General features: G+C 59.1%; 10 protein-coding genes. 3 read left to right on the top strand and 7 right to left on the bottom strand.

Going from position 1 to position 22,802, the window contains the following annotated elements:
• Positions 1–7: 7 nt before the first annotated feature.
• Together IEX44_RS03540 and IEX44_RS03535 are read right to left on the bottom strand one after the other, a co-directional pair.
• A complete protein-coding gene (locus IEX44_RS03540; protein ID WP_188688895.1) occupies positions 8–1,675 on the bottom strand; it encodes a hypothetical protein in 1,668 nt (555 codons plus the stop codon).
• Between the two features lie 51 nt (positions 1,676–1,726).
• Positions 1,727–2,179, bottom strand: a complete 453-nt coding sequence (locus tag IEX44_RS03535; RefSeq protein WP_188688892.1) for a hypothetical protein — start codon at positions 2,177–2,179, stop codon at positions 1,727–1,729.
• Between the two features lie 1,461 nt (positions 2,180–3,640).
• Between IEX44_RS03535 and IEX44_RS03530 the strand changes: the two genes are divergently transcribed.
• The 3 genes from IEX44_RS03530 to IEX44_RS03520 all read left to right on the top strand — a co-directional run bounded on the left by IEX44_RS03530 (position 3,641) and on the right by IEX44_RS03520 (position 6,240).
• Positions 3,641–4,042, top strand: coding sequence for a DUF1398 family protein (locus IEX44_RS03530; RefSeq protein WP_188688891.1), 402 nt, complete (start codon positions 3,641–3,643; stop codon positions 4,040–4,042).
• Positions 4,043–4,107: 65 nt separating this feature from the next.
• Complete coding sequence (locus tag IEX44_RS03525) at positions 4,108–5,262, top strand: transporter substrate-binding domain-containing protein (protein WP_188688888.1); 1,155 nt, start codon at positions 4,108–4,110, stop codon at positions 5,260–5,262.
• Between the two features lie 117 nt (positions 5,263–5,379).
• Positions 5,380–6,240 (top strand): bile acid:sodium symporter family protein, encoded by an 861-nt coding sequence (locus IEX44_RS03520; RefSeq protein WP_229678723.1) that lies wholly within the window; start codon positions 5,380–5,382, stop codon positions 6,238–6,240.
• Here IEX44_RS03520 and IEX44_RS03515 read toward each other — a convergent pair.
• From IEX44_RS03515 to IEX44_RS03495, 5 genes are read right to left on the bottom strand one after another with little or no spacing between them, the layout of a single operon-like run.
• Positions 6,237–8,333, bottom strand: a complete 2,097-nt coding sequence (locus IEX44_RS03515; protein WP_188688883.1) for a site-2 protease family protein — start codon at positions 8,331–8,333, stop codon at positions 6,237–6,239. The two genes, IEX44_RS03520 and IEX44_RS03515, sit on opposite strands and share 4 nt — an antisense overlap.
• Positions 8,333–9,676: an efflux RND transporter periplasmic adaptor subunit gene (locus IEX44_RS03510; RefSeq protein ID WP_188688880.1), complete on the bottom strand. Its 1,344-nt coding sequence runs from the start codon at positions 9,674–9,676 to the stop codon at positions 8,333–8,335. The genes IEX44_RS03515 and IEX44_RS03510 overlap by 1 nt, the downstream gene beginning before the upstream one ends.
• A complete protein-coding gene (locus IEX44_RS03505; RefSeq protein ID WP_188688877.1) occupies positions 9,673–10,392 on the bottom strand; it encodes an efflux RND transporter periplasmic adaptor subunit in 720 nt (239 codons plus the stop codon). Before IEX44_RS03505 ends, IEX44_RS03510 begins: the two co-directional genes overlap by 4 nt.
• A gap of 22 nt (positions 10,393–10,414) precedes the next feature.
• On the bottom strand, positions 10,415–11,944 hold the full coding sequence (locus tag IEX44_RS03500) for a TolC family protein (protein WP_188690378.1): 1,530 nt from the start codon (positions 11,942–11,944) through the stop codon (positions 10,415–10,417).
• Between the two features lie 43 nt (positions 11,945–11,987).
• A complete protein-coding gene (locus IEX44_RS03495) occupies positions 11,988–22,679 on the bottom strand; it encodes a cadherin-like domain-containing protein (protein WP_188688874.1) in 10,692 nt (3,563 codons plus the stop codon).
• Positions 22,680–22,802: the final 123 nt, after the last annotated feature.

Below are 22,802 nucleotides of genomic sequence, written 5' to 3'. Positions count from 1 at the left end.
GGCGGGGTCAGACTGGTGGTGCGTCCTGGGTTGGCGCGGGGGGTAGGAGTTCGCTGAGCCAGGCGATGATCTGTGTACCTCTGATTTCGAGTTTCTCGCCATCAAACGACCAGCCGGAGGCGCTGCTGGTGTCATCTGAACTGATGCTCTCCAGCGAGGTATCAGTGTGAGTCGAAGAATGGCTGCCATGTCCACCAATGGTGAAGATGCCGCAACTGAAGCCGCCGCCGCCACTGGCGGTCCAGGTGCCTGCATGCGTTTTGCTGTCTGTGTACATTTTGTGCAGCGTCTGGCCGTCCTGACCCCAATCAGACTGGGTGGCGCTGATCGTGATGTTGCGTACTGCGAGGAACTGGGTCGGGATCATGGGGAGGAGGAAATTGCCGCTGCTGTCGTGGAGCATTCCGGCGACGGTGCCATCACTGATGCTGTTTTTTTTGTTTCCCCGCAAGTACCAATTGTGCAGGTAAAACAGGTCTCCGATGAACCACGGGCGGTCGACAGAACAAAGGGCATATTCCAGCGAAATAGACAGGTTTTTGGCATCGTTGTGGAATTGGTAGCTGGAGCCATCCTGCGACTGATAGGTATTGCGGACATCCAGAGATGTGTTGCCGCCACTGCCATACGCCCCGAACCCGAAATAAGCTACACCCCCACCACCGCTACTGGCCGACGCATCATATTTGTATTGCCGTTTTACGTAGTCAGCACTTTGAAATGAGCTCCGCGAATTGTAGGAGCGTTGATCAATCGACAATCCTTGCCAGCCAGACGTGTCTGCTTGGGGGTCCGCCCAATCCGAGGGCGAGATAAAAGCGTACGGCGTTCTTTCTGCAACACCGGAGAGACCCGCCAGGTTCCATTTGTCAAAGATATCCTTGGCACGGGCGATCATATGGTTTTCCATGCTGATCCCGACAGATTCGCGGACGTCGACTGCGGCTTCTACCTTATCTGCTCCTTCCGTTTTGAAGGTATCCCAGGCGATATCGACTTGTTGCTGATAGCGCTCTGCCATCTGTGGCCACGACGCCGCTGTTGCCGGATTGCCCAATACTTCCGCCTGCTTTTCTGCAAGGTCGGATTTGGCGTTGGCGTAGGCCAGCGCATTGGCCGTGTAATTCTTGTACAGCTTTGATTTGCCGATAATGCTGCCGTCAGATGGGTCCAGTTCGAACAACACCTTTTCCGCATTTTTGACGCGTTCAGCAACGTCTGGAGAGACTGCGGCACTGTCGGTTGATTGCATTGCCGTGATGATGCCTTCATAGGCAAAACTCAGGTGTCGCCCGCCCGCCCCATACTCAAGGTACGAATCGTCGTTAGTAACCATCAGCATGGTGTCGACCAGCCGCGAGGTTTTCCACGCTGCATTCAGCGCGTGCTGCACGGTTGAATCGACGGCCGGCGCTGGTGTTCCGGCAGGGGTGCCTGCGGGGGACGCAAGGTTCGGCTGTGCTTTGACGGCATCTTGCACGGTGCCTGTCGGTGTCCACGGGTTCATATAGTCCTGTGGATTGCAGGGCATACCGAGTACCAGTTGGGAGTACACGAAGCCGGTACTCAGCTCCTTGCCGTTGGTATTGATTGGACGTGTTGACTTTACGCGCTGGATTAACAGGTCAAGTATGGACAGCACCAGTTTGCCTGGTTCGCTATATTCATCGGCCATTATTTGTTGCCTCAAGAAAGCCGGGGATCGGGAAATAGAGAGAAAAAGCGGTCAGGCAGTAGAACGCCCGCCGCCATCCCCTCGGGCAACGCCGCGAAAGACAGTCTCGCGGGAGCCCCCGATCACGTTCTTGAACACCACAGCAATCTGATAAGGCAATTCTGCAACCCCGTCGTCCGCAAAAGAGCCGGCCAGGGTTGTCGCGCTGACGTCCAGCGTGGAGAGCACGTCCAGTGAGCCTTCTACAAGGACATTGAAGTTGGCGATATAAGTACCGTTATATTGCCAGTTCGCGGTAAGCGTGAACGCAGCAAGGGTGCTTTCAAAAATGGCAGACAACTGATCGTAGTATTCCGGGTAACTCACCGGCCCTTGCCAGTTGCTGATGTCAGAAACATTGGTGCCTTGGGGCAGCAGATTCACCGTCTGCCCCGCAGTGGTCAGCTTGGCGCCATCTTTCATGATTTCCCAGACAAATTTCGCCGTATCAAGTACTTCGGACATGTTCATCTCCATTCGTTGGCTAATAAAACCAGCGGCGAATGTATCCGTGTACCTCAAATTTCGTAAATAAATTTACGACAGACGAAAATCCAGGAAAAGAATTATATAAGAATTTGTGAAATACTAGTAAGTATTTACACAAGAAATAAAGCGATGACGGGATTCCGGCCCGGATTCCCTACACCTGCAATGCTGCTTGCCTGCACAACCTTGTACGAACAAAGATCCCGATCTGTGTCCGCTGCTGTACGCATGCCGGCAGAGGTTTGACGAGGTAGCCCCATGGAGAAAATGGTCTGCGTCCTGATGCCAGAGAAGGATTTGCGGTGCTGTTCAACTCACGCCTGCAAGAAGGCGCAAGTCTCACATGCCCATTGGGAATGATGCGCGCGAGTCATTGCGCGGTGGTGGCAGCAAGCGGAAACAGGATATTGGCTTGCCAAGAAGGAAACCTGCCGGGAAATATATTTGATTCAGGCAATCAAGATGGCGGTGTGCGTCTTTTTGAAGAAAAAAACCTACTGTCCCTGTCAGTTTTGCGCTAATCAGGGCTTCTGATACCAGCCGACCGGAACAAGCATTCGGGTGCCTTTTTTCCGGAATATCTGGTTCTGGAAGAAAAACCAGACAGGTTGGATACGCTTTCAACGCATCATGCCCCGTTATGGGGACAGGTTTCCGACCGGCGGAAGTCCTGGAGATCGTGTACCTCCCGCTTGGGGGCGCTCGTCAACGTGGAGCATGAGCACAGAAGGCTGGTCTTCGCTGGCATTGCTCGCTAGCCTGCTTGCCAATGACGAAGGGGGGCGACGCGGGTTTTGTCGCTGCCGATGGCTACCTTGTTGAGCCCGGGTATGGGCCAGGCAGGCCACTGTGGCGACGCCGTTCCGGTTTTCATCTGCCGGCCCGTCACCAAGCGCTGGGCGCGTTAATTCCATCATCCTGGCTTTGCGACAGCCTGATCTAATCCGGCAAGACATGTGTGATTCACGACCAGCGGGTTTGACGGCGCGGGCCAATGACATCGGGCTGTTTTCGGGCTGTCCTGGGCTGACTGACCATCACACGGCCCTTCGCCCACCAAGGTCAAACCACTGCGCGACGAGCGGGCCGACGTGGACAAGACCAAGCAACCCCGCAATCACTTTCATGATGCCGTCGAGAGGGTGCGAGGGGATGTTTATGCTTATGCCAGGAATTACCCGTTCAGGCCTGGAAAAGTCCCTGTTGCATCAGGGGGTTTTCATTTCTGGCATTTTGGCATGCCATCTGGTATGCCAGTAGAAGCCGGTTTTAGCTGAACGTCCCAGGCTCAACAAGCGCCCTGGTGGACGGTTGGGCGCAATGCGGATCGGCAGATAGAAGAGATCGCCCTGACAAGAGCGATCTCTTTGCCGCATCAGGAGTCACATACACGCACAGGGTGTGCAAACCGCACCCAACCCGAGCAGGGAGCCTTCTATGGATGGTGCTGTCCGGCAAGTGATTGAACAAAGCAACCACGATGCGTTTAGTGGTCGAGTCAGTTTCGGGGCGGAAATCGGTAGCCTGATGATGGTCGGGGTGGAGTCTTATCTTGTTGATTACCGCACGGGGACGGCCACCTACTACATGCCGGATGACCAGACTTGCGCACTGTCGGTCGTGATCCCCGTCATGACAATACCTCGCTTGTTCGACAAACCGGCGCTGATCAAGGTGATCCGCAATGCGCAAAGCGGAGTGATCAAGTATCCGGACTTTGTGGCGCAGTCGATGGCTGCGGGCTGCGTTGGCTATATTGTCTGGATTACTGGCCAGCAGACTACCTATCTGGGCCGCAAGGGCGTGGCCTACACCGAGCTTTTTCTGGGTGCAAACTGATTCGGGCACAGGTTTTGCCGGCATGGGTCTGGCGCGTTGGAGTATCTGACAAAGGTGAGCACTGAATGAACCTGATCATGCGGTTGCTTGCGCTACTGACCTGGCTGATGTGGTCCTCCGCAGTGCTGCCCGCCGGATCCTCCTCCGTGCTGGCGGACCAGACGCAGCCTGTCAGGGCGGGGGCCGATCAACGGGTGGCGGCTTCATCTACGGTCGCTGCCAAAGCGCCGTTACGCGTAGCCATTGCATCGGTGGCGCCTTTTGTAATGCCGCAAACCGCCGTGCCAGAAGGGTTCAGCATTGATCTCTGGACCGAGATTGCGCGTCGTATGGGTGTCCAGTTTGTCTGGACCAAAGTGGCGACCCAGGCTGAACTGCTACCCAGTGTGAAGCGGGGCGATGCGGATGTCGCAATTGCGGCGATCACCATGACGCCAGAGGGCGAACGGGTTGTCGATTTTTCCCTGCCGTATTTTGATTCCGGCTTGCAGATTCTGGTGCGCACCCAGAACGAAAACTCGTTTATGTCAGCCATACATTCGACGCCTTGGGCGGCGATCGGCCAACTGGTTGCCATGACGGTCGTGATTGTGTTCATTCTGGCCAACCTCGTCTGGCTGCTGGAACGCAGAAACGACAAAGCCTTCCAGAAGCCTTATTGGCGCGCAATCGGTGAGGGGCTGTGGGTGACCATGTTGATTATTGCGACCGGGGAACATGGTGAGCGGGACAAAGCCGGCCTCTGGAAACGCATTCTGGTCCCGGCCATGTGGCTGATCGGGGTGCTATTGATTGCGCAACTCACGGCGACGGTGACCTCGTCTCAAACGGTTGCCAGGCTGGCATCCAGTATTCGCGGTCCGAATGATTTGCCCGGCAAGTCCATTGCTACCGTTCCGGGCAGCATTGCCGCTGAATACCTGACCCGCCGCGATATGAAATTCACACCTGTCCTGACTGCCAAGGCAGCCCGGGATTTGCTGATGCGCGGTGACGTTCAGGCCATTGTTTACGATGCGCCGACATTGCAGTACTGGGCCGCCCAGCAGGGCAACGACATGTTTACCGTGGTCGGGCCCATCTTCCGGCCAGAGAAATACGGCATTGCAATTGCCAACGGCAACGCCATACGGAAATCCATCAACGAAACGTTACTGGCCATGTATGTGGATGGGACCTACGAGCAGATTTACGGCAAGTGGTTCTCGTCATCAAAATAGCAGTTGATCGCCGGGCCGGGTTTGTACTTTGTCTGATGGGCTGTTGAAAACGGGCATCATGGGCTAAGCAGAAGCAGGATGTGCCGCCTCGTGGCACTCATTTTTGCGGATCTGCACATGGCGCTGACAGAAATTGTTCCGATCGTGCTCAAGACCAGCATTGTGCTCATGATCCTGGCCCTGGGGCTGACTGCCCGGCCGGCCGATCTGCTGTATATGCGCACCCACCCCGGCACGTTGGTGCGCTCGCTGGTGTGTATGTACGGCGTGATGCTGGTGCTGGCCATTGTGGTCTGCAAATGGTTCCGACTCGACCACGCCGTCAGCGTCGTGATTCTGGTGTTGCCGCTGGCGCCCATCCCGCCATTACTCCCCAAAAAGCAGACCCGCGCCGGGGGGGACGCCTCTCATTCGGTAGGTCTGGTGGTGGCGGCGTCATTGTTCTCGGTGATCTGGATACCCATTGCCATTCAACTGTTGCAACTCATCTTCGACATGACCCTGGCCAGCGCCGAAGTGCATGTGCTCTCGGTGGTGTTTCTCAATGTGTTGTTGCCGCTGGCGATTGGCGCGTTGGTGCATCAACGCTGGCCTGCGCTGGCAGAGCAGTGGGCACCGCGCCTGGCGCGGGTGGGCGGGTTGATCCTGTTACTGATGGTTATTCCCATTTTGTACAAGCTATGGCATCCCATGCTGGCCCAACTGGGCGATGGCACATTTGCCGTGCTGGTGCTCTTTATCGTGTGCGGATTGTTGGCCGGACAATGGCTGGGCGGGCCGGAGCAGGACGACCGCACGGTGTTGGCACTGGCCACGGCATCCCGCCACCCGGGGATCGCCATGGCGATTGCGCATCTGAATTTCCCTGACGAGCCTGCGGTGCTGGCCGTGATTGCACTCTATCTACTGCTCACATTAGTGCTGGTGCCACTGTGGCTGCTGTGGCGCAAACGCGGTCTGACGGCGGTGGCGGCCTAAAAGCCGCTTTCTTTCAAGACGGCGGACACCAGCCGGGTGGCTCCTTGCACCAGCAAACTCTGGCGCTGGCCCAGAATCTGGATCTGGCCACGGGTTTCTTGCAGACCAGCAGGCCCTTGAGTGAGCTGGATCAACACGTGAAACACAGGCGGATTGGGGGTCAGGCCATCTTCCGCTGCGGCGACTGGAACGGGCCCCTTGAACCGGGCCGAGAGCATGGGGTAATCCAGCTGACGCACCCGTGTGTTGCCTACAGAGAGCACCTTGCCCTGCAAGGCGTGCGCCTCGCCATCCGGATAAAAACGGATGCTGTCACCGGTGTTGATCTGCTGAACATCGTCTTGCCGCACATACGCATCGACCAGCCAATGTGCCGGGTTCACCAGCACACCAATGGCTTGTTTGGGGCCAACCCATTGCCCTTGCCGCCAGGCTGGGTCGACATCCATCCAGCGCCCGGCAAATGGGGCCTTGAGCGTAAGTCGGGCCATTTCCTTGCGGGCGGAGTTTGACTCCCGGGCCTGCACGCTGGCTTGCTCTTCTGTGGCCAGTTGCTCATCCAGGCCTTTGTCATCGGCAATCAGACCGGCAAGACGGGCCTCGTAACCCTCGCGGCCCGCTTCACTGCCTATCAGTCTGGCGGTGATATCAGGCTCGTCCATGGCCATCAAGAGATCGCCTGTCTGAACTTGCCCGGCTGGATGAATCTGGACGATCCGGGCCGGGAAGGGCACAAACACACGAAGTTGCTGCGCCGTCCGGGCGACACCCACCGCGGCAATTTGCCGCTGCCATGGGATCGCCGCCAGAATCAAGCCGCCACCCAGCAGTGCCCAGAAAACAAGCCGGCGGCCAGGTTTGATATGGGAACGGTTGGCCCACCAGTATTTCATTTCGCGCCAGATGGGCATGACAATGAACCAGGTGATTTCGACGGCAAACAGAACAATGCCCAACAGTTTGAAAAAGAACAGATAAACCGTTGCAGCGATGCCCAGAAAGAGGGTAAAGCGATACAGCCAGGTGATGTATTCGAATGTAATCAACAAGCGCCGCTGCCGCGGCTCAAAGGGCTCTGGCCATGGCTCTTCCATCCCCCAGAGCCCGCGCCGCAACGCCACGCGGGCCTGGGCAGAAGCGCGTTCGTGCAGGTTGGGGAAATCCAGCAAGTCCGACAGAATGAAATAGCCATCGAAACGCATGAAGGGACTCGCGTTCAAGGCAAGCGACAGCACCCAGCTCGTCGTGGCCAGATACAAAAGCGCGTTACGCAATGCACCAGGTTCAGCCAGGACCCAACCCAGCGTGGCAAGTCCGGCCAGTGCCAGTTCGGTCAGAATGCCGGCAGAGGCCACGGCAAGACGCTGGCGCGCGTTGGGCAGTTTCCAGCTTTCACCCGTGTCGGTGTACAGCATGGGCAGCATGACCACAAAGGCCACACCCATATGGGCTACACGCAAGCCCAGCCGGGTGGCGACCAGCGCGTGACCGAGTTCATGCAAGGTTTTGGCAAACGCGAGTGCCAGGGCAAAACTGAGAATGCCCTGCATGGAGAACGATTCCACCACGCTGCTGGTGAAGGTATCCCACTGGTGTAGCACCAGCGTCAGGCCCAGCAGCGTGAGCAGCAGCACCGCGATCACCGTACCGCGGGTAAATAGCCAGCCCAGATATCGCACCAGCCAGGCCAGAAAGCGCTGCGGGCGGACTAGTGGAATGCGAAAAAACAAGTAGTGGTGCAGCAGCCAGCGCCAGGACAAGACCTCGGTATGCGTGGCTTGCTGTTTGAGTCTGGCCAGCTTTTCCTGCGTAGGGCGCAGCAGGTTATGGCCGTCCAGAAAGCGCAGAAAATCTTCCAGTTGGCCTTCGTCGGGCTTGAGTGCGGTATTGGCGGCGATATCGCTGCAGATGCGGTCCGGTGGCAAGCCCCAGCGCAAGAGAAATTCAAACTCCAGCCAGCCGATACGGTAAAACCGGTTCACGATGGCGTCCTGAATAACCCACGCAGGTTCGCCATCCAGGCCCGGCGCAGCCTTGATCAGTTTGAGGTCTTCACGCAGCGGTGAAAAAGGCAAACCAGCTGCAGAGAACATCACCAACCCGTCCAGGCGCGTGCGGCGGCAAGCGGGCGGCGCAGCAGGTAATAACCCAGGCTGACGCGGCTACCATAGAGTTTGGCCGTGCCGTGCAGCCCCAAACGGGCATGAGCGGGTTGACCGTCTATGCTGGCCAGCAACCGGTACGCCACCACGCCATCATCGCCGGTTTTGGCCTGATAACTGGTTTCCATGATTTTGCCGCGCACTGGCGAGAGCGGCCAGGCGCTGAGAAACAGGGTGACTTCGTCGCCTTCTTCCAGCGCGATGGCATCGGCGACAGCCAGATGGATCAAAATTGCGGGTTTATCCGGGTTCGCCAGTTGCAGGATGCGCTCGCCAGTGACCACAGGTTTGCCCAGCCAGTCGTTCGGGTCGCTAAATACGGCGACGCCGGCCTCTGGCGCGACGACTTGCGTTCTTTTCAGTTGCGCCTGCACGGCGGCCAATTCAGCACGACGCTGCCGGGCAGTGCCTTCCAGCACCGCCAGCTCACTTCTGGATTGCGGGTTATCAAACGCGCGCTGGCTGGCAGACATCAGCTCTGCATCGGCCACTGCGACCTGTTTGGAGAGTACTTCCACCCGGCCGCGCAATGAGGTTTCGTCCAGATTGAACAGACTGGTCCCCGCTGCGACGAGCTGATTGGGTTTGACGTTGATGTGCTGGATCACGCCATCAATCGGAGAACTGATCACTTGCGCATCGCTGGAGACAATCTCGGCGGGTGCCAGGACGGTTTGGCGTACCGGAACCAGCAACAACGCGGCCAGCAATACCGCGGCAATGGCCAGTTGCTTGCGGCTGGGGCGCCACCACAAAATCCGTTGCTGGCGGGTCAGCGCGGCCCAGCAATAGGCCCAGGTCGCGCGCACGCCCGACAGACTTTCAACCAGCGGTTGCGACGGGGGCGCTTCCAGCATGATCAGCAAGAACCCCAGGCGCAGACCGTCCTGAGTCACTACCGGCGCACACCAGACCCCGGCCGGCCACCACTCGGCCCAGCCTTCACGGATATCTGCAGGAATATCCGGCGGATCTGGTGTGAGCCAGAGCGGGTCAGCGGTGGGCACTGCATCGTTGATCCACCGGGCCGCCCGATCCAGCCAGACCAGATAAGGCGAGTCCTCAGCGGGTTTGGCCAGGCCGGAAATGCTCAGCAACGCTGGCTTGTTGCCCTGAATGGCAAACACCATGGCTTGTCTGAACTGCAAGAGTGCGTACAGATCGTTGGCCATGGAAAAAGCCAGCGCATTGAGTGACTCTGCGGCCAGCGCGCGATCCCGCAGGCTATCCAGATACAGCAATAGTTGCGGGTGAGGTAAGGCGGTGTCGTTCATTGACTCGCAATCCGGGCTGTGCCGCTCATGCCGGCAATCAGTTCCGGATTTTCCTTGTCCAGTTGCGCTTCCACTTCCACCGTTTGTGCCACGGCATCTACCCGTGCGTTGACCACGCTGATATGGGCCGGATAGCTCTTGCCGGTTTCATGAATGCTTACTTCCAGCGCCATGCCTGGCTTGAGCTTGCCCAGCAAGGCTGAGGGCACGTTCATGCGTACCTTCAAGGGACCGTCGCTGACCAGATCCAGCAGCGGCGTACCGGTGCTGACCGTCTGGTAGGGCTTGACGTAAACCTTGGCCACACGGCCGGCAAACGGCGCGGTGATCTGGCAATAGCCTAGCTGGGCTTTGGTAAGCGCAAGCGTGCCGGAGGCTTTGTCCACTTCGGTCTGCATGGCCGCTACTTCAATATCGCCTGCGGCATTGAGTTTTTGCAGGCCTTTTTTCGCTTCCAGGTTCTGTCTGGCCAGATTGAGTTCAGCGTTGGCCACACCTGCACGTGCTTTGACCTCTGCGCAATCGAGTTGCACCAGCACAGCACTTTTGGTGACGCGTTTACCCAGCGACACTTTCAGGTCGGTCAGCGCGCCGTTCATCTGGCTCGATAGCGTGGTTTCCAGCTTGGGGGCCAGCAGAACCCGGATAGCGTTGGTGTCATCGGGCGTGTCGGCCGGTTTGCTGGCGGCCAGGGTCAAGCTGGTGCTCAACCCCATGGCCAGCAGCAGTAACGCCGTCTTACTGAGCCGCGGCCGGGCTGGATGCGCTAATCGGGACAGGTACGGCTTTTTCCAGAATGTCAGACCGCAATTGAGGCGTCGCCATAACGGTCTGGCGTATCGCTTGAGCAAGGGTTTTGATGTCATATTTCTCTACGCTTTCCGGGAGCACGTCAAAGCCAATGGAGTTATACAGACGGCCCCATGCCGCCTGGGTATCTGAGTACGCTGCTTCGCGTTGATAGCGCGAGAGCAGATAGCGGCCTTCGGCGCGGATGACCTCCAGTTCCGAGCCCAGTGAAGTGGTTTTTGCAGCTTGGGCGTAGTCCAGGAGGGATCGGTCTACACGCAAGCTTTCATCGGCATAGTTCAGTTCTTCGCGCGCCAGGCGGTAGCGCAGATTGCCTACGCGCACCTGCGTCAGGATCGCCATGGAAAGTGCAATGCGGCGCATGTCATCGGTGGCGGCCTGGGCGTCTTGTTCCTCATTGAGCGAGGGGTACTGCAAGAGTTTCAACAGGTTGATCGAGACATTCAGTCCGATGGCATTCCAGGTGTTGTTGTACAGATAGGCGTTGGAGTCATACTGCGTGTTGACGTCCAGACTCACGTTTGGCCACAGCTGCGCTTTGGCGACTTTCAGGTCGTTTTCGTTTACCCGTTTGCGGTACCACTCTTCCATGATTTCGGGCCGGTGCTCCAGAGCCAGCGTTTCCAGCTTTTGCTCGCTCACATTCATGTCGGGCAGGCCTTTTTCTTCGGTGTCCTCAAGGATCATGGGTGAGCCGGGTGGCAACGACATCAATGCGGCGAGTTCTGACTGTGCCAATTCCAGATCCTGGCGCCGCACCGTCAACAGCTGGATGGAATCCAGTAACGCACGCTGATAAGCCAGAATTTCCTGGCGCGGTAATAGCCCCTTGTCCTGCGCCTGGCGGGCGGCATCCAGCGCTTTGCGGGTGCGATCCAGCAGTTCGTCAACTTGCGGGCGCAGGCGTTGTGCAGCCAGCGCGCGCCAGTACGCATTGCGCACATCTTGCAGCACGTTTTGTTCGACTTTGCGGCGGCGCTCGTCAGCCATCAGCATCTGATCGGCTTTTTGCTGCGTGCGGTAATACGCCACGCCAAAGTCCAGCAAACTCCAGCTCAAACCCAGTGAATTGAGCTTGTGGTAGCGCTCTTCAGAGGTGGATGGCCGCAAGCTGACCGTGCGGTCTTCAATGCCGATAGAGGTGCCACCAGAGTCATTGTTGCGTGCGTTATATCCGGCCGACTCGACCAGACGCGGCAGCATTTCGTAAGCGGATACATCCCGGATTTTTGAGGCCAGCGCCGACTCCATCAGCTTGAGCCGGTAATCAAGGTTGTACTTGAGCGCCCGGGCAGCGGCATCATAAAAGGTGATCGGCCCGGTAACAGGTTCCTGTTCGGCGTACATCTTCACCTGATCGTCCACCACCCTTTTACGCATTTCATCGGCGGTGGCTGGCTTGGGTTGCATGGATGAACATGCGGCCAGCAACAAGCTGGCACCCAGTAAGAGAGTCATGCGTGCGGGACGGTGCGGGATCCTCCGCATAGGTTCTCCTTGTTTACGCCTCATGAGCGAGTTCTGTGTGGGGTTGAGGGGTAGTCTGGCGCAAGCTTGCCGGCAAGCTGGTCGAGGCTGCTTCCAGTTGGGCCTTGAAACCGGCGGCCGTACGTGGAGCTGCGTGATGGTGAGGCGCAGGCCGGTGGCCGTGATGCGGCGCAGAATGGGGCTGCGTGACCGGGTGTTCCGTCAGGGACCGGGGTGTCAGCGCAAAGACGGACGGGTTGTCGAGCAAGCCATCTGCCGTCAGATCGGTACGGCTCTGCCGTCCCATCAGCCAGGCTTGATCCAGCGCGGACTCCTGCTGGCTCTGGTGCACGCTGTTGGCGACGTGAACATCCGGGATCAAGCCAAGGCCAGCTCCGATCGACGGGCTGAGTGGCCCTTGCAGGCCACCGAGGCGCAGATCGCTGCCATCGGCCTGCCAGGCGCTGACTTCCAGTTGGGCATCGACGACCTGGACTTCCGGTGTGACGAACACCACGGGATCGACACTGCGGTTCAACCCGGCGGTGTAGGGCGTATCGTAGCCATAGCCGTAGTGCGGCCCGGCATCTCCACCATCGTGCGGGGGTGAGGGTGAGGGCGGTGGCACGTAAGGCTGAGAGATATCCAGATTCAGCGTCAGCGTGGCCTGGCTGGTGGCGCCAGCCAGATCAGTCACCGTATAGGTGAAGGTGTCATGCAAGACCTGACCCATGCCGGCCGCTTTGAGGACATCCGGATTGGTCAGATCGATCTGATAGCTGTAGCTGCCATTGGCATTGAGCACCAGGGTGCCATACTGCCCGGCCAATGGCTGACCCAACTGGCCTTGCGTACCGGTCTCAGACGGTTGCCCGGTGTGTACCCCGGCCACAGCAAGATGATCGCCGTTGTCCACATCGGTATCGTTGGTCAGGACATTGCCCGTGGCTTGTGGCGAAGGGAATTGATCGCTGGCCACGTTGGTGTCCGGGTTGGCGACCGGCGCATCATTGCGGCCCTGAATGGTGATGCTCAGGCGCGCGGTGGAGGTTGCGCCATCGGCATCGTGCATCTGGTAGGTATAGACCTCAGTCAGTGTCTGGCCCTGCTGCAGGGCATCGACCTGGCTGTTGCTGTTGTCCACCGTGTATTGATAGCTGCCATCGGCATTGATGGTAAGCGTGCCGAACTGGCCGGCCAGCGCACTACCGGCCGCGACTGATCGACCGCTGCTATTGGCAAAGTTGCCGACGGCTTTGGTTTCGCCATTGACGGTGCTGTCCACGTCGGTATCGTTGCTGAGCACGTTCCCGGTGGGGTTGATGCCCGGCGTGCCGTTGTGGACGCCGCCCGCTTCAACGGCGGTATTGGTGTCGTCGACTGCAATCGGCGTATCGTTGCGGCCGCTGATCACAACCGTGAGCGTGGCGTCTGTGGTCAGCCCCCACTGGTCGCTGGCGGTGTAAGTGAACTGCTCGGTCAGGGTCTGACCTGCCGTACGCAGAGCTTCGACGGCGGGGAGCGAGTTATCGACCGTGTAGGTCCAGCTGCCATCGGCGTTCATGTCGAGTTGGCCGTACTGACCTTGCAGCGTAGTTCCGGCATTGACCGGGGTGCCACCGCTGCCTGGTGCGCCGGTGTGCACGGTCGTGACACTTAATACATCACCGTTATCAGGGTCGGTGTCGTTGTCCAGTACATTGCCAGAGGGGTTCAGGCCAGGCGTGCTGTTGTGAAGGCCGCTGGCTTCGACGGCCAGTGCAGTGTCTGGCTGCGGTTCCGGTGGGTCGTTACGGCCGCGCACAATGATGTCGAGCGTGGCTGTCGAGGTCAGACCGCCACTGTCTGTGATCTGATAGGCAAACTGTTCCAGCCGGAAGCTACTGCCTGTCAGCGTTTGCACTACCGGGTTGTTGACGTCGATGACGTACTGGTAGGTGCCATCTGCGCCCAGAGTCAGCGTGCCGTAGGTGCCAGTCAGCGTCAGCGGTGTGCCCGTGCTGACACTGCTGCCCGCTGTGACCGGGTTGAGCGACGGGTTGCTGGAGGCCGAGCCTGTGCCGCCGGCGGTGACGGTGATCGTGTCGCCGTTGTCCGGGTCGTGATCGTTGGTCATGACATTGCCGTTCGCATTGACCTGCTGACCTTGCCCGTTGTCAGACAACGCGTAGTTCAGATCGAGTTGTGCGGTCGGCGCGTCGTTGGCGCCGTGAACGGTGATGGCCAGTTGCGCCGTGCCGGTCAACCCGGCCGTATCACGCAACTGGTAGCTAAAGTTATCAACCAGCGTCTGCCCTGGCGCGAGTGCATTGACGGTGGCATTGCTGTTATCGACCACGTAGGTGTAACTGCCATCGGGCTGCAACGTCAGCGTGCCGTATTGACCGGTGAAGGCGGTTGGGGCGGTAACGGCGGTAAAGCTGCCTGTACCCAGCGCGCCAGCATGGCCGCCGTTCACGGTCCTGGTGTCTCCGCTGTCGACATCCTGGTCATTGGTCAGAACGTTTCCGGTGGCATTGCTGCCAGGCGTGGCGTTGCCAACACCGCCGGCTTCGGTAGCGTCGCCGGTGTCATTGACACCTACCGGGGCATCGTTCTGGCCGGTAATGGTGACGGTGAGCGTGGTGGTGGCGCTGGCACCGTGGCTATCGCTGACGGTATAGGTGAACTGGTCGGTGATCTGGTCGCTGGCGGTGCGTAGCGCCTGTACGGCTGTATCGTTATTGTTGACGACGTAGGTGTACTGGCCGTTGGCGCCCAGCGTCAAAGTGCCGTGCGCGCCCACTAGCGCCGTGCCTACCGTGCCGGTCGTGCCGCCACTGGTCTGGATGCCAGTCACGCTCATGGCATCGCCATCCGGGTCACGATCATTGCTCAGGACGTTACCGGTCGGGTCAAGGCCCGCAGTCTGATTGTTGACGCCGCCAGCCTCGATTGCATGGGCGGTATCTGCAGTCGGTACCGGCGGGTCATTCACACCGGTCACGGTGACGACCAGCTGGGCGGTATCGGTCAACCCTTCGCTATCACTCAAGCGGTAGGTAAAGGTTTCGGTCAACGTGGCGCCCGCGGGCAGGGCCTGGACTGCGGCGTTATTGCTGTCGACGTCATACTCATAACTACCGTCAGCCCCGATATGCAGGGTGCCATACAACCCGGTTAATGCCAGAGCGCTGCTGGTTGAAGTGCTGCCCGCAGTCACGCTGCTGATGGTGCCGCCCGCGGCTTCCGTACCGGTTCTTGCGCCGGTGACGGTCAACGCGCCGGCAACTTGATCGGGTGCGTCTACATCGTGATCGACGCCTTGCCCGTTGTCGTCGGTAATCACGTTGCCGGTGCCGGCGATGGCCGCAGTGCCAAGACCGGGCGAACCGGCCGTGGCATGCGTGGTGTTATCGGTAGCGACCGGATTGTCGTAGGCACCCTGAACGGTGATGACAATGTTGGCCAGATCGCTCAACCCGCCGGCATCGGTCACCTGGTAGCTGAAGGTATCCAGCAAAGAGGTACCTGGCACCAGGGCTTGCACCGCGGCGTTGTTGTTGTCGACGACGTAACGATAAGTGCCATCAGCACCAATAGTCAGCGTGCCGTAGGTACCCACAATCTGTGTGCCGTTGGCACTCGTGGTGCCCGTATTAACAGGCGTGAGCGGGCTGCTGGATGAGGCCGGCTGATTGCGCACGCCACTGACATGCAGTACTTCGCCATTGGCGGCACTATCGACGTCCGAATCGTTGGTCAGCACATTGCCCGTGGCATTGCTGCCGACGGTGCCATTGTTGACCCCGCCAGCTTCCGTTGCAGTACCCGTATCCAGAGTCGCAGTTGGCGTGTCGTTCGCGCCGTGAATGGTGACAACCAACAGGGCCGTTGATTGCGCGCCAGCGGTATCGGCCAGTGTGTAGGTGAAGCTGTCTATCAGTCGCTGGCCTGCCGTGCGCAATGCCTGGACTGCGGGGTTACTGTTATCAACGGTGTATTGGTAGCCACCATCCGCGCCCATACTCAGCGTGCCGTACTGCCCCACAAACAACACGTTGCCCGTGGCGGCGACCGCGCCCAGCGTGCCGTTCAAAGGCTGTACGGCAACGACGTGCAATACGTCGCCATTGGTGGCGATATCGACATCAATGTCATTTGTCAGCACATTGCCGCGCGGATCAACCCCCACCGTGTTGTTGTTGGTACCGCCCGCTTCTGTGGCGGCGGCAGTGTCATTTACCCCAATGGGTGCATCGTTGACCGGGGTGATGTTGATTTGCAGCGAATTGGTGACGGAAAGCGCATCGGCTGCCTGACCTGGAATGCCATCGCCATTGTGATCACCAAAATTGCCGTTATCGTTGGTGGTCATTGTCAGCGTATCGGTGCCGTTGTAGTCCTGGTTGCCCAGGTAAGTCAGCGTTGCCAGTGCGGTGTTGATGTTGACGATATTGCCACTGAGCACGACATTGGCCGTGCCCTGGCCGGTGATGGTCACGCCGGTGGTCGGGGTCAGATTCAGCTTGCCATGTAATACACCCAGGGCGACGGTCATCGTGCCGTTACCGGCATCCACATCGCTGATACTGACACCGGTGATATGCAGTGACGTATCTTCCAGCCCGGTAGGCGGCGAGGGCAGGTGGTTGACTGGCGGATCATTCTGCTGGACATAGCCGAAATTGGCCGTGCCTGTGCCGGACTCACCCACGGTGAGGTTGACCTGGCCCAGTGGCGTGCTGCTGTCGCTATCGATCCGCACCGCGACGTTACCGATCGTGCCGTAGTTGAAAATACCCGCGTTGGTCGTGATCTGGTACACGCCGGCGGCCAGATCGCCAAAGTGGTACTGACCATTGACATCGGTTGTCGCGGTATAGGTGAGGTTATCGGCGGTCGTCGCAAGATTGCCGTCTGCACCGGCCCAGGTCAGAGTCACGGTCTGGCCGGCCAGTGCCGGGCCATCCGGCGTGGTGGATGCGGTGGCAGATGCAGTGTCATCCCACAGCGTGCCACTGATCAGCCCCAGGCCGGCGCCCTCAGTCAGCACGTATTGGTTCGCGCCAGTGCCGCTGCCTGTTCGTTCACCGGTGGTCGAAGCACTGGTGCCAACGGTTGATCCACCCCAGGTCGTGAAACTGTCGGGCAAGCTGGTCCAGGTCAGTCTGGCGTTGGTACTGGCAATCGTGGCCGAGTTAGGCAGCGTGATCTGGTAAGTCAGCTTGACGGTCGTGCCAGGGTCTAGCTCGGCAAAATCTGCCGTGATGGTGTTGCCGGTGAAGGAGTAGCTGAAACCCAGACTGGACGGGATGCTGCTGCTGTTGATGTCATAACTGGTGCCGTTAATGACCAGCGTCAGGCCGGTAAGGTTGCTGCCGCTGGGGTAGCCGTCGGTGAGTTCGACGTTGTAGGCAGGAATGGTCCCCCCGGCGGTAAAGCTGATGCCCACCTGCGCCGTCCCGCTACTGCCATTTGCGTTGGGGTCAAACTGGATAATCTGTTTGTTCAGTCCTGACAGCACTGGCTCGACAATGTTTTCTGAGATGGTGTCCGAGTGCGCCAGCACGGTGCTGCCGGACTGGGTCTGTGCCGAGACAGCGAGCGCAGCACCGGCGACATTCGAGGCCTGGTTCATGACCCGCACGCTGAATTCCAGCGAAATCCCTTCCAGGTTAGGGTCGTTATCCGGGTTGTTGAGTGTGCCCAGATGAAATTGCAGCACCTGGTTGCCGTTGCTGTCCGTCGTGACCGTCAGATGCGATGCTGTGTTGAAAATGGCGCTGGGCGCTGCACCAGAGAGGTCTGCGGTGATGTTCTGGCCAATGGCGGTATCGCGGCTGCCGACGACATCCAGTGAGCCGCCAGTGACCAGGTCGGAAAAACTGCTGGTGATATTGCCTTGATCGGAGACCAGCGCCAGTTTGGCGGTGCCGTCGTTAATAAATTGCAGCCCATTTTGCAGCGTCACTTGCAGAACATAGTCATTGGTCGTGCCTTCTGCGACTACGGCGGTGACCCGATAGCGGATCAGTTCGCCGATCGTGACCTGTTCACTTGCGGTATCGGTCGGATTGGGGGCTGGGGTGGCGGGCAGACCACCGACGCGGGAGATAATCAACCCTTGTTCAACCGGGACCACCAGTGTGTTGGCGACGCGGTAATCATTGAGCACGCCGGAGTTCAACACACCGTCCGTACCGGTGCGTTCTCCGGTGGCTTGCCCTGAATTGGCCTGGGTGCCGTCCAGGCTGGTCCATTGCACCGTGGCGGTGTTACTGAAATTCTGTTCACTGGCGGCAGCGGCAACCACGGTGCCGGTGACATGCAACACAATCGACCCGCCCTTGGGGATGTCGATATTGGCACCGCTGACCGAAGACAGCGTATGACCCACCAGTTGAAAATCACTCCCGCCATTGTTGGTTGCTCCGCCGTTCAAACTCACACTCACCAGACTCAGGCCGGTCAGTTCGCTGGGCAGTACATCCTGGAAGTTGATATCAAACGCGTTGTAATCGCTGCTGGCGCTGCCATTGGTGATGGTGATGGTGTAGTCGACCGTATCGCCTTCATCTACGCCCAGCGTTGACCCGCCGGTGTAAGACTGCGTGACTTGCAAGGTGGGTTCGACCACCACCGCCGTTGGTGCCGAAATACTCTGGTTCACCGTACGGGTGGCAGGCGTGGCACCGTTGGGGGTATCGCCATCCGGATCGCTGTAGCTGATGCGCGCGCTGACGGGCAATTGCGTTCCGGCCTGGTTACTGCTGACGTTGTCGGCAATCAGCTGGACACGGATGACAAAGCTGTTGTTGGTGGTGACGTTGTCCGCAGAAGCGGACGAGCCAGAGAACGTCCAGTGTGCCCCCACGCCGTCATTGCCCAGCGTCCCGCCTGATAGCCCACTTATGCCGCTGACTGTAACGGTGCCGGCAAAGTTGCCCGTCAACGCGGTGCTTGCGGCACTGGTGGTAATGACTTGATAACCCAGGCCGTTGTTGAAACTGGTATCCAGCCGCATTCCCGCCGGAATCAATCCATCCAGCGACAGCGTCTGGCTTGTGCCTTCCGGCAAGGTGACCACGAGGTCATACAGCATGCCCTCGCCAATGACCAGATTGTTGCCGGTGGTATGGCTGGCTGAGGAGTCGCTATCCGGTGCGGTGGTGTTGCTGCCGCCGGCAAATACCGCGTTCACGGTGGGTGCCGCAACTTGTTCACCGGTTTGGGCCACCAGGTCGACCGGGGTGAAATCCGTGCCGCCTTCCACGCTGGCGTAATTACTCAAAATGGCTGACGTCTGCAGCGTGGCAGATGCGGCAATTGCATCCACCACTTTCACGTCATAGGTGATCACGACCACATTCTGACCGCTGGTGTCCGCCGCAGTGCCGCTGCGACCTGGCAGCAGGGTGGCGGTGCTGTTGTGGTCCAGAAAGGTGATGACGTTGCCGCTGACCTGGTAGTCTGTGCCGGCGACCAGCAAAGTGCCGTCGCCGCGGTAAATTTGCAGATCTGCTGCAGCCAGCGAACCACCGGAAAACTGCAATCCTGCCGGGATCGTTACGCTGGTGACGACGTCGTACGCGCCACCGCCGCCTGAGTTTTCAATTGCCGTGGCCAGCCGCAGGGTGTCGCCGCCATCAATCCCGGTAATGCTGCCGGCGACGGTAGTGAGGTCCGTGACACTGCCGGTAAACGGCACACCCGTCGAACCAGGCGCAGACCACGTTCCGGTCGTGCCGGTAATGACGCCATTGCCTGTATTGGAAACCACGCCCTGGGTGATTGTTAGTACGGGTTCGGCGACGGACACAATGGTCGCGACGTCGGATGACACCAGATGCTGGCCTGTCAGGGTGGTGGTCTGGTCGGACTGTGCCAATACGTTCAGTGAGCGCTGATCGGCATACGGCGTGTCACCCACCTTCAGTGTAAAGGTCACCACGATCTTGCTGCCGCTGGTGCTGGCCGTGGCGTAGTCGCCAAAATTGAAGATGACGGCATTGCCGGCGCCGGTGGTCACACTGTCAACGGCGCCCCCGTTGGTATTGCCAGATCCAATGGCCCAGGTGCCAACCCCCGTGCCCTGGCTCCAGTTGATCGAAGACAGATTGAACAGTGGCAGCGGCAGATAAGCCGTGAGTGAGAAATTCTCGTAGTCACCAGTGATGAGGTCGTAGCTCATCTCGAAGGTCACCACGTCGCCCGGGTTGAGTTCTCCGCTGGAAGGTGGCGTACCACCGTTGACGCCAGTGATCTCAATATCCACCGCGCTGGTGGCAATGGTAGAACTGGTGCTGGAGGTATCTGACACCGTGCTGCCAGTCAGGTTGACGCGATCCACCATCAATGTGCCGCTGACGGTCGCGCTATTGCCTAGCGTGTCGCCTTCGTTGATTTCGCTTTGCGGGTGGCTGCTGGTGTAGGCCTGATTGACCAGCGTGGTGTAGTGGATGGTCCCGGTCGTGGCGCCTTGCTGGTTATTGTCGAATGCCAGATCACCGACCAGCGCACCCAGAATACCGGCATTGAGAATGGAGCCTGCGATATCAAAGCGTAACGTCGTGGTGCCGTCGGCATTGACGGTGCTGGTGTAGTTCAGCGCGACCGTATGGGAAACGCCGTTAATGCTGAAGGTAAAGGTGGGCGTACCGGTCACGGTCTGGCCGTCGCTTGCCGTGTCGGTCAGCACAAACGAACCATTGCGCGTCAGCGTCTCGCCAACTGCAAAAAAGTCTGAAATGGCCAGATCAAGCTGGTAATCCAGCGTGTCGCCCGGGGTGATGCCCGGGGTGCCGACATCGTTGGTGTCCGTGACGGTTTTTTGCACCGTCAACGCTTTGGCGACAAAGGTGCCGCCCGTGCCATCGCCAGAGCCTGAGAAATCAATGGTTGTTGCAGGCGGCGTTACGTCGCGCGGGTCCAGCGGCACCCATTCGCCACTCGCAGTCGGTGTGCCGAACGTGATGGAAACATTGGCACCGGTTTGCGGATTAAGTACGGGTTGGCCGTTGGCATCGGATTCCGGGACATAAAAACTGACCACCACATCGACCGGTGCAGAAATACTGCTGTAGGTGACGGTGTAACTGCTGATGAACAAAGGTTGGCTGGCAATGGCTGCCGCAATGGCCGTCGGGTTGGTCAAGATGGTGCCATCATGCAATGTCAGCGAGGTCACGGTACCGCCGTTGCTGGGCGTGATTGCAGTGACCTGCACGTTGTCAGGCATAGGTTGGGTGACGACCACGTTATCAATGGTCTGGCCCGGCGCCGGCGTAATCGTGACTGTTTCGGTGTGGACATAGTTGGGGCCAGTCACCGTTTCCCCTTCGGGCATCTGTACACTTTGGGTCAGTGTGACGACGGTCGGGTGTACGGTAAAACTGGCCGTTGCTGCGCCAACAATGCTGGGGTCGGTGGTCGGGTTGTCGAGCGAGTCATTCCCAAACTGGAAACCGCCTCGCGCTTTGACGACGAGATCCGGCGAAGCATTGGACAAACTGGTGTCGGCCAGGTCGCTGAGTGATGCGGTGACCTGCACCGTGATGGCCGGTTGCGACTGGCTGACGCTGCCGTAGGGCAGTTGCAGCACGACCATGGAGTCGCCCGCGCGCAAGCCATAGCTCGCCGCGTTGATGATCAACGAATTGCCGCTGCTGTCCTTGGCCAGCGGGTGAACTGCATTGCCATTGCTATCAAAGGTGACCACGTAGGCGGTCACCGCCTGACCCAGATAGCTGGCCGATACAAAACTCAACCCATCGTCGCCATCCTTGCCGGTTTTGGGCAGGAACAGGTCGATAAATGGCGCGTAGCCTACCTGGCTGGATGCATTGGTCAGCGTGACGTTGAAAGTCACCTGATCGCCCAGGAGGACACTGGTCGTCGGCGTGCTGATGGTGACCGTGGGGCTGGCATTGGCCAGCAGTTCTCCGTAGTGCGATACCGCGTTGTCACTCAGTGCGATGTGCCGATCGATCACGCCACTGGATACCTCCAGCACCCAGTCGCCACCTGCACTGGCCGCGCCGGTGTCATTGCTGGATGCCGCCACACCCGCGCCGGTGATATTCGCCAGCGTATTGACCAGGGTCTGACCTTCTGCACCGGCGCCCACATCGCAGCCGTACAGGAAAATATCTGCGCCTGCAGTCAACTCACTGCGCCAGCTACTCATGCTGCTGGCCAGACTCTGCAAAGTCTGCGCGTCATAAGTGCGGTTGCCCAGGGTGAACTGGCCCGCCGCCCCGTGCGAAAAAATCTGGATGGAATCGGCCTTACCCATGCTTGCCAGCGCGCTGGAGATGGCGGTGAGGGCGTCGTCACCCGCATTGATGATCAATACCTGGGTGTTTTGCGGTAAGTCGGTCAGCAGGCTTTGGTAGTTATCAACGCGGCTGTCGATCACCACCAGATTTTGCGCAGGTGTCGCGGCCGCTGCAGTCGCGCCGTCCCGGGCCTGCGGCATGGGATTTTCTGCGCTGGCGGCCTTGGTGGCGGTGGTGCCGTCGCGTGCTTGCGGGGTGTCCGCGCTGGCCGCATGCGCAGCTGTGGCGCCGTTGCGCGCCTGGGGCGTCGTGGCCTTGTCGGCGGCTTGAGCGTGCACATCTGTGTGATGCTGATGATGTTCAACACTGGCTGCTACCGCGCCATCGAACAGGATTCTGGGCTCCAGTGCCAGCGCTCTGGCCTGGGGTCGCAAATGGGCCGGGCTGCGCGTGGTTTGCTGTGGCATGCGGGCTCTCTGTAACAACTCACCCGGCCTTGAAAGTGCACGTGCGTCGTTGCAGACGTGACTTTTAAGACTGGAAAGAAATATGCAAGTAGAAAGCCAAATATAGACAGAGACAAAAGAAAG

The organism is Silvimonas amylolytica (assembly GCF_014645555.1).
Taxonomy (GTDB): Bacteria; Pseudomonadota; Gammaproteobacteria; order Burkholderiales; family Chitinibacteraceae; genus Silvimonas; species Silvimonas amylolytica.
The sequence above is the reverse complement of the archived record's forward strand: the minus strand, read 5'-3'. Positions and strand labels throughout refer to the sequence as shown.